This is a genomic window from Porphyromonas sp. (assembly GCF_030529325.1).
In the GTDB taxonomy this organism is placed as follows: Bacteria; Bacteroidota; Bacteroidia; order Bacteroidales; family Porphyromonadaceae; genus Porphyromonas_A.
In genome coordinates, this window is record NZ_JAUMXC010000021.1 from 25,017 (window position 1) to 33,038 (window position 8,022).

Sequence of the window (8,022 nt, forward strand, 5' to 3'; positions counted from 1 at the left end):
CCTCTCCTGAACATGATATAATCGCTCTACTTTAAGCCTCAACTACTTATGTACATGTGTGGATTATTTTTTATCTTTGGATTCGCAGAATGTTTAAGAATGCTTAAAATAGTATAAATAAATAGTTGATGATAACCTTTAAGTACATATTTCCTATGAAGAAAGCCAAACTAATGCTCATTGCGTGCGCGGTGTCGGGTATGTTGTTTGCCTGTACCAATAATCAGTCTCAGAACGGAGGTGATGAGCCAACCCCACCTATTGTAGATGATCAGAAAGCTGAGTTTGCACAACCCGACAATTCCATAGCCCCAAAGGGCGAATCAAGCGAACGCCTTGTGGTCTTCCTCAAGGACTATTCATTGGAGTCTTTGTTACCTCTTGGTGAGACTTATGCCACTGAGGCGCAACTCAAAGAAATGAAGAAAATTGCGGATAAAGCCATTGCGGATGCAAATGCCAAGACTGAAAAAGAAAAAGTGCTTGCGCTCATTAAGTGGATACGTTCGAACGTAAAGTACAGCCACGGAGAAGCGGGTCACGATACCATGGAGGACTATAATTCCGCTTATTCTACTTGTACGGACAAGGTCGCTATATGCCAAGGATTTGCGAATGCTCTCAAAGCTCTCTGCTATACTCAGGGGATCAGCTGTCCTGTCGTCAATGGGATCTTGGGAGTGGACTTCGGACATGCTTGGAATTATGCTTATGCAGATAAGCGCTGGATCGTTGCCGACCCGACAAATGAAGGCGGTGTATACGAATTGACAGATAACAGTTACTACTATAGCTTGAGACCTGAACGTATAGACTTCACTCTTTGGAAAGATGATATGTATGACTACTCTTTACAGATCGGTCAGCTAAGCGTTATAAACGTGAAGAAGTCTAATGGACCCAAGCTCAAAATACCTTATAGTGTCAATGGATTCAGGATTACCAACTTCAACCCCAACAGAATTCCCGAAGAGGTCAAAGAGGTCTACTTGGGTAGCAATATCTCTCACATCGGCATGGACGGGTTCCGCATGCTAAAAACTGTGGGGTCGCACTTGGAACGTGTTTATGTAGCTAAGGACAATCCATATCTTGAGGAGTTTGGTGGTGCTGTTTACCAAAAACGTGAAGGTGGGGGGATCATATATGTGCCAAATCAGTTGAAGATCCTCAAGTTGAAGCCTGTCAAGGTAATAGGTAAAGAGACTGTCAAAGATCTTTATGGCATTGAAGAAATTCACTTTAGCGAGGGAACAGAAGAGATCCGGGCTTATGCAATAGAGAATTGTCCGAACCTCAAGAGGGTCGTCTATCCAAAGTCTCTCAAGACGATTTCTCCTGATGCTTACATCAAGTGTCCTAAGTTTGAAATAGTGCAGATGAAGTAATTTCTGTTTTGATTATTTGATAGTATAAGTCGCTATTTATGGGATTTGTTTGCAGGATAACTTTTTTTTGTAATTTTAGTCGTGAAGTTAGAGTTAAGGGTAGAAATTTGCCCATAGGATTTAGTCCTTACTTAGCTCGTTACGGGTGTCTTATTTTATTATTATTGAATCTAATAAACTATGAGTTTTATGAAGCGTTTCTTTCTGTCAGTTCTCGTTTTAACTTTAGCCTTCTTAGTGAGTGGTTGTAAAAAGAAAGAGGTGCCAATGACCGGAGGTTTTCGGTTGTTGTTTTTCCCCCGCACATGTGAAGAAATAATGGCCGGTTCTTCTAAAATAGCTACGGTGACTGAAAAGAGTGGAGATCACTCCCATACTTATAAGTCCGTTGTTGTTGCCGGGGATGATCCGGTTGAGAGCGAGGACTATATTCTCTGGGTAGTGACAGGTCCTGATAATCTGAGAACTATCAGACAAGAACATCCGAACCTGGAGGGCAAGGTATATCATCGAGCGTATCATCAAATGCCCTACAATAAGAGGGTCGAATCTCTACCTCGATTGGAGATGCAGCTTGATAACGATTATCGGGGCTCTTTAGAATCACTCCGCGGGGATCAAATGGAGGAATTGGTCATGTTTAATCTGACACCGTGGGAGTATCGAGTGACAGGTGTGAAAGACTTTAAGATTGTGGCTCTATCAACACTTTTCGGACAGCCGAAGGAAACATCCCTCAACAGATTTTTTTCAATCTATCAATTTGAGCCCCAACAAGTCATATCCTACCAGACAAAGGAACTGATCTGGGGGTATGCAAGTGAAAGTAAATTAGAGAGTATTGATCAATGGCTTTCTCTGAAACCCATGGCTCCTCCACTTATTCGATTCCGTCTCAACAGTAAACCGCAAGAAATACCTGAAAAAGTCAGCTTTGTAACTATCTTGGAGACTACGGATGGAAAAATCTTGAAGGATACGACTCAGGTCTCTCTGAAATAACGAATAAGAGTGCGTACATCACTCCAAACCTCAAAGAGTCGTATGAAACGTTTTTTTCTGTCTTGTTTGTTGACGGCTGTGGGATGTCTTTGTGCTTCATGTGTTGAAGATCTTCCTGTCGAACCTGATTCCGGATCTCCCAAGGTGGTCTTGTCTTGTGTCTTGACAAATGCTTCTACTCAAAGGCTTTCTTTGTCCTGGAATCGTGGGATAAATAAAGGGAGGGTTTTTGAAGAAGTGAAAGAGGCCAAGCTTTCACTTTATGAAGAAGGGCGCCTTGTGGGGATGTTTGAAAAGTTCGGCTATGGGGAGTGGCGTTTGGACTATATGCCTCAGAGTGGAAAGGTCTATATGATAGAGGCCGAAGTGCCGGGTCATGGTCGCCTTTCTGCCACAACCACTATGCCCGCCAAGGGCAATATTGCTTATTTGATGAGCAGAGGAGATAGAAAAACACGGGTCTTCAAGAGCTCCGATGTCACAAGTCCTTATTGGTTTTTTGCGATGAGTTCAAGTCTGGAGGATCCTGTTTATGCAACGCAAAACCCAAAGGTTGAAAAAGATCCGGCACCTCGACTTTATCAAGAGTTACTTACGGATCATAAGTCGGCAGATCGCTTTACTTATCAGCCACTATCACCCGAACTATTTCCTACAGAGCCTGATCTTCTTCAATATAAATACTATGTGCGTGTCCCTTATGACCCTGCTGAAGTAGAGAAGGAGAGCCTGGTTTTTGGAGTGAATCACTATCCAAGGACAGCAGCGACATTTGTTGTTTTTAGATATTGCTCGGTGGAGTATGATCTCTATTTGAAGTCTGTGATCGAAAAGAAAACCTTCTATGAGGTTGAGGATGATCCTACGGCATGGTTTGATCAAAGTGTTATCTACAGCAATATAGAGAATGGGTTAGGTCTCTTTGGCGCATATCATCAAGAGTCATTTTATTTTCATAATCGTGTAACAGCTCGTCCGGAGTGAACATCTCTATGAAGTGTTTCTATACCTTGCTATTGGTGCTGATACAGTGCTTTTTAATCTCATCAAAAGCCCAGCAGTTTTCGGCTACTATCAAAGACTTCAAGACAAATACAGCTATATCTGATGTAAATGTCATATATGATGGGAGGCTGATGGCAACGACGGATCATAAGGGAAGATTTGTGCTGAGTCTTGATAAAGATCAGGTAAGCATCCGATTGCTACTCAAAACTTTTGCATATACTCAGAGAGAAGTGACCCTCCACGCCGGTATCGATACCATCATATACCTCTCCCCATTAGCCTATGATTTGAGCGAACTAACGGTGATGGCTTATAGGGGTAAGCGAGGAAACAATTCGTTTACCTATAAACCCATAGATGCAAAGAAAGTCATCAGTCTGGTAGGAGAGACAGATGTGATGCGCTATATGCAGATACTACCCGGTGTGTCTCAGGGACTCGAGGGTAGCTTAGGCTTTTTTGTTCGTGGCGCAAATAATGGCAATAATCGAGTGGAACTTGATGGAGTCCCTGTCATCGGGCCTACACATCTTATGGGATTATTCTCGACCTTTCACCCTGATATCGTTGAGAAGTCAACTTTTCAGATGGGAGGTATAGCGGCATCTTCGGGAGACTTACTGTCTTCTTTGCTTCAGATAGAGAGTTTGACTCCGTGCAAGAGAGAGTATCACGGATCGATCTCCGTATCTCCGTTTATGTTGGGAGGCTCGATCGAGGGATATTTGCCGAAAAATAAGGTCTCGTATCAGATAGCTGCCCGTACCTCTCTCCTTAGGATGGAATATCAGTTGCTTAGAAAGCCCCTGGAATTGAGTGGAGACTTTGATCCTCAGATTCAGGATTTGTATACTAAAATGCACTGGCAGATCACGACGAAGCATGCTTTGGAAGCTATGGTATACGGTAGTAGAGATTATTTCTCATATGCCCCTGAAATGGAAAACGGTGATGAAGAAGTCGGCTTTAACTTTGGTTGGGGAAATAAGTTGGGGCGGTTAGCGTGGGTGTGGAAAATCGATAAACATTTAAGCACTCAGGCTTCCGTACATTATGTGGGCTTTGATACTCAGCAGAATTATCAGTCTTCTCGGGATGTTGATGCAACTTCTAAGAAAAAATACAGGATGTCTCTTGGAACAGAGAAACGAGAGATCTCTCTGCAATATCAACTCTCCTATTCTAAAGGACGATGGTCTTCCAATGCCGGAGTAGATTATAGTAAACAAGAATTTCGCCCCATAACACATAGGGTGACGTACTCAAAGGTTGCCAGAGATAAAGAGGCTGAGAAAATCCAAAAGTACAGTGCCGATGCCTTGAGTCTGTTTGCTGAGTCTCAGTATGTCCGGGAGGATAAGTACAAACTTCGAGGAGGGTTGCGTTATAACTTTTTTAAGCATGGAGGATGGGCTTCTCATGGGGTAGAGGCTCGATTGTATTCGTCTGTTTTTTTTACCCCCAATGTCGGCATAGAGGGAACTTATGATCACCTCATACAGAACCATCACACTTTGGAGGGTTTACCCATTGGCTGGGCTCTGAACTTATTGGTGCCGGTCACAAGGCAATTCAAACCTGAGACTTCTGACCAAATTTACTTGGGTGGCTTTGCCGGCGATATGGGATTTTATCTCACGATAGGGATGTACTACAAGAGACTGAGAAACTTGGTATCATATAAAAGTCTCTTGAACCACTTCTTGCCACAGAATGCCTCATGGGAGGAAGATGTCACACAGGGTCGGGGAACGTCTTATGGTTTGGAGGTCTGGCTTGAGAGACGAAATAGTCGGTTGACAGGGTCTTTGGCTTACACATTGTCCAAGACCATACGTCAGTTTTCAGAGATAAATAAGGGAGAAGTTTTCCCTTTTCAGTTTGATCGGAGGCATAATCTTAACGTTCAACTGCAATATATTACGGCAAGAAAGGCTAAGCATGAGCAGAGTTTTATCTTTGCCCTTTATGCAACATCCGGGAATAAGATAACTGTGCCGCTGTCTATTTATAAGAGCGAAGAACTGCCCTTTTGGGACACTCATATGACAGGCACTTATGTCCCTCCCAAAGAAGCCTATCATGCTACCGTGCGTACAGAAATGTCCGGTATGAACTCCTATACTTTGCCCTATTATTTCAGGGTGGATGTGGGATACAACTTTCTTTTTAAGGGGGAGACAGTTAACAATGAGTTATCTCTGAATATATTCAATGTTTTAAATCGGAAGAATCCTTTTTTGATTTTTAATGAAAGCAGTGGCTGGAAACAGGTGAGCCTTCTTCCCATTGTCCCCTCTGTCTCTTGGAGATTGTCGTTTTAAGTGTAACGCAACACATGCCATATAAATCTCTTTGCGAGAGGGCGGAGTCGTTCCTTTTCTTTTCTCTTGGTCTGTTTGCATTTGTGGTTTCTTGATGACTCCACGAGAGAACTTACTTGTCTGCCTTTTTATTTATTGTAACCTATTGTGTGTCATGATAAAATAATGTAACTTTGCAGGGCATTTTGATAAACATAATGTCTAACTCAACAAATTATTTTATTTATTAACTAACTAATGAAGAATTACTACGAAGAAGTGAAGCCTCTCGAAGGCTTCGATTGGGACAACTTTGAAAGTGCGTCTCTCAGCACTCCGGAAGAAAAAGTTGCTACCGAAAAGGCTTATGAAGCAACATTCGGTGCCGTTAAGGACAAAGAAATCGTAACAGGTAAGGTCGTTTCGATCTCTAAGAGAGAAGTTGTCATCAACGTAGGTTTTAAGTCTGAAGGTGTTGTCTCTGTATCGGAGTTCCGCTACAACCCGGACCTTAAGGTGGGTGACGAAGTAGAGGTATTCGTGGAGAACCAAGAAGACCGCAACGGACAGCTCGTACTGTCTCACAAGAAAGCATGTGCTGCACGCTCTTGGGAACGTGTCAACAAGGCTCTCGAAAACGACGAAATCGTTAAGGGTTACATCATGTCTCGCACTCGTGGCGGTATGATCGTAGAGATCTTCGGTATCGAGTCGTTCTTGCCAGGATCACAGATAGACGTGAAGCCTATCCGTGACTTCGACGTATTCGTCGGAAAGACTATGGAGTTCAAGATTGTGAAGGTGAACCAAGAGTTCCGCAACGTGGTTGTGTCACACAAGGCCCTCATCGAGGAAGAACTCGAACAACAAAAGAAAGAAATCATCTCCAAGCTCGAAAAAGGCCAAGTCCTCGAAGGTGTTGTCAAGAACATCACTTCTTATGGTGCGTTCATCGATCTTGGTGGAGTGGATGGTCTTATCCACATCACAGACCTCTCTTGGGGACGTGTCAACAACCCTGAAGAAGTCGTTAAGCTTGACGAAAAGATCAACGTCGTTATCCTTGACTTCGATGATGAAAAGAAGCGTATCGCTCTTGGTCTCAAGCAACTCACCCCGCATCCATGGGATAGTATCGATCCAAACCTTAAGGTCGGTGACAAGGTTAAGGGCCGCGTAGTCGTAATGGCTGATTACGGTGCATTCGTAGAAGTTACTCCAGGAGTCGAAGGGCTTATCCACGTATCTGAAATGTCTTGGACACAGCACCTCCGTAGCGCACAAGACTTCCTTAAGGTGGGTGACGAAGTAGAAGCTCAGGTTCTTACACTTGATCGCGAAGAGCGCAAGATGTCTCTTGGTCTCAAGCAGCTTACTCCAGATCCCTGGGAAGATATCGAAGTAAGATTCCCTGTAGGTTCACAGCACTCTGCAAAGGTTCGTAACTTCACTAACTTCGGTGTCTTCGTAGAGTTTGAAGATGGTGTAGATGGTCTCATCCACATCTCCGATCTCTCTTGGACAAAGAAGATCAAGCACCCAAGCGAATTTACACAGGTAGGTGCTCCTATCGAAGTTGTTGTCCTGGAAATAGACAAGGAAAACCGTCGCCTCAGCCTCGGTCACAAGCAACTCGAAGAAAACCCATGGGATGTATTTGAAACAATCTTCACTGTAGGTTCGGTACACGAAGGTACTATCATCGAAATGATGGAAAAGGGTGCTGTAGTGTCTCTCCCATACGGTGTAGAAGGCTTCGCTACTCCTAAGCACCTCGTAAAGGAAGACGGCACACAGGCTCAACTTGAAGAAAAGATTCAATTCAAGGTGATCGAATTTAACAAGGACGCTAAGCGTATCATCCTTTCACACAGCCGTATCTTTGAAGATGAGCAAAAGGCTAAGCGTCAAGAGGCTACAAACGAACAACGCCGTCAACGTCGTGCTGATGCTGCTAATACTGCTGCATTCACAGCTTCATCTGCAGAGAAGTCTACCCTTGGTGACCTTGAAGAGCTTGTAGCTCTAAAGGAAAAGCTCATGGGTGATTCTGCTGAGTAAATAGATAAGAGGTGACCATTTAGGGTCAGACTCTAAAAATCATAGCCCCACGATTGAGACAATCGAGGGGCTATTTTTGTTTCATGGTTTCATTGCCAGGGCTTTGAGTGAGCGTGGTTCGACTTAGGGACGTAGGTCTTTTTCAAGAATCATATACTGTCCTAAAAAGTGTGTAAGCCCTGTGAGTCCTTAACTTTGAGGTAAAAGGGTAGTGTCCGAAAAAGTGTGTAAGGTTAGTTCTCCCTTTTTCCCCTGGGGCA

At 43.6% G+C, this 8,022-nt stretch carries 5 protein-coding genes; all 5 read left to right on the top strand.

Features of this window, described 5'->3' with window-relative positions; all coding sequences use genetic code 11:
* Nucleotides 1–155 precede the first annotated feature (155 nt).
* The 5 genes from Q4A14_RS04930 (at nucleotide 156) to rpsA (ending at nucleotide 7,762) form a co-directional block, all read left to right on the top strand.
* Entirely contained in the window at nucleotides 156–1,388 is a 1,233-nt protein-coding gene (locus Q4A14_RS04930) for a transglutaminase domain-containing protein (protein WP_303170377.1), read from the top strand.
* 318 nt (nucleotides 1,389–1,706) lie between these two features.
* Nucleotides 1,707–2,390, top strand: coding sequence for a hypothetical protein (locus tag Q4A14_RS04935; protein WP_303170378.1), 684 nt, complete (start codon nucleotides 1,707–1,709; stop codon nucleotides 2,388–2,390).
* A 42-nt stretch (nucleotides 2,391–2,432) separates the two neighbouring features.
* Nucleotides 2,433–3,374 (top strand): DUF4249 family protein, encoded by a 942-nt coding sequence (locus tag Q4A14_RS04940; protein ID WP_303170379.1) that lies wholly within the window; start codon nucleotides 2,433–2,435, stop codon nucleotides 3,372–3,374.
* An 8-nt stretch (nucleotides 3,375–3,382) separates the two neighbouring features.
* On the top strand, nucleotides 3,383–5,722 hold the full coding sequence (locus Q4A14_RS04945; RefSeq protein WP_303170380.1) for a TonB-dependent siderophore receptor: 2,340 nt from the start codon (nucleotides 3,383–3,385) through the stop codon (nucleotides 5,720–5,722).
* Between the two features lie 237 nt (nucleotides 5,723–5,959).
* Nucleotides 5,960–7,762 (top strand): 30S ribosomal protein S1, encoded by a 1,803-nt coding sequence (rpsA, locus tag Q4A14_RS04950; RefSeq protein WP_303170381.1) that lies wholly within the window; start codon nucleotides 5,960–5,962, stop codon nucleotides 7,760–7,762.
* Nucleotides 7,763–8,022: the final 260 nt, after the last annotated feature.

Excerpts from the sequence above, each read along its gene's own strand:
- Q4A14_RS04930 (WP_303170377.1), top strand. The coding sequence starts at position 156 with ATGAAGAAAGCCAAACTAATGCTCATTGCGTGCGCGGTGTCGGGTATG.
- rpsA (WP_303170381.1), top strand. The coding sequence starts at position 5,960 with ATGAAGAATTACTACGAAGAAGTGAAGCCTCTCGAAGGCTTCGATTGG.
- Q4A14_RS04940 (WP_303170379.1), top strand. The coding sequence starts at position 2,433 with ATGAAACGTTTTTTTCTGTCTTGTTTGTTGACGGCTGTGGGATGTCTT.
- Q4A14_RS04945 (WP_303170380.1), top strand. The coding sequence starts at position 3,383 with ATGAAGTGTTTCTATACCTTGCTATTGGTGCTGATACAGTGCTTTTTA.
- Q4A14_RS04935 (WP_303170378.1), top strand. The coding sequence starts at position 1,707 with ATGGCCGGTTCTTCTAAAATAGCTACGGTGACTGAAAAGAGTGGAGAT.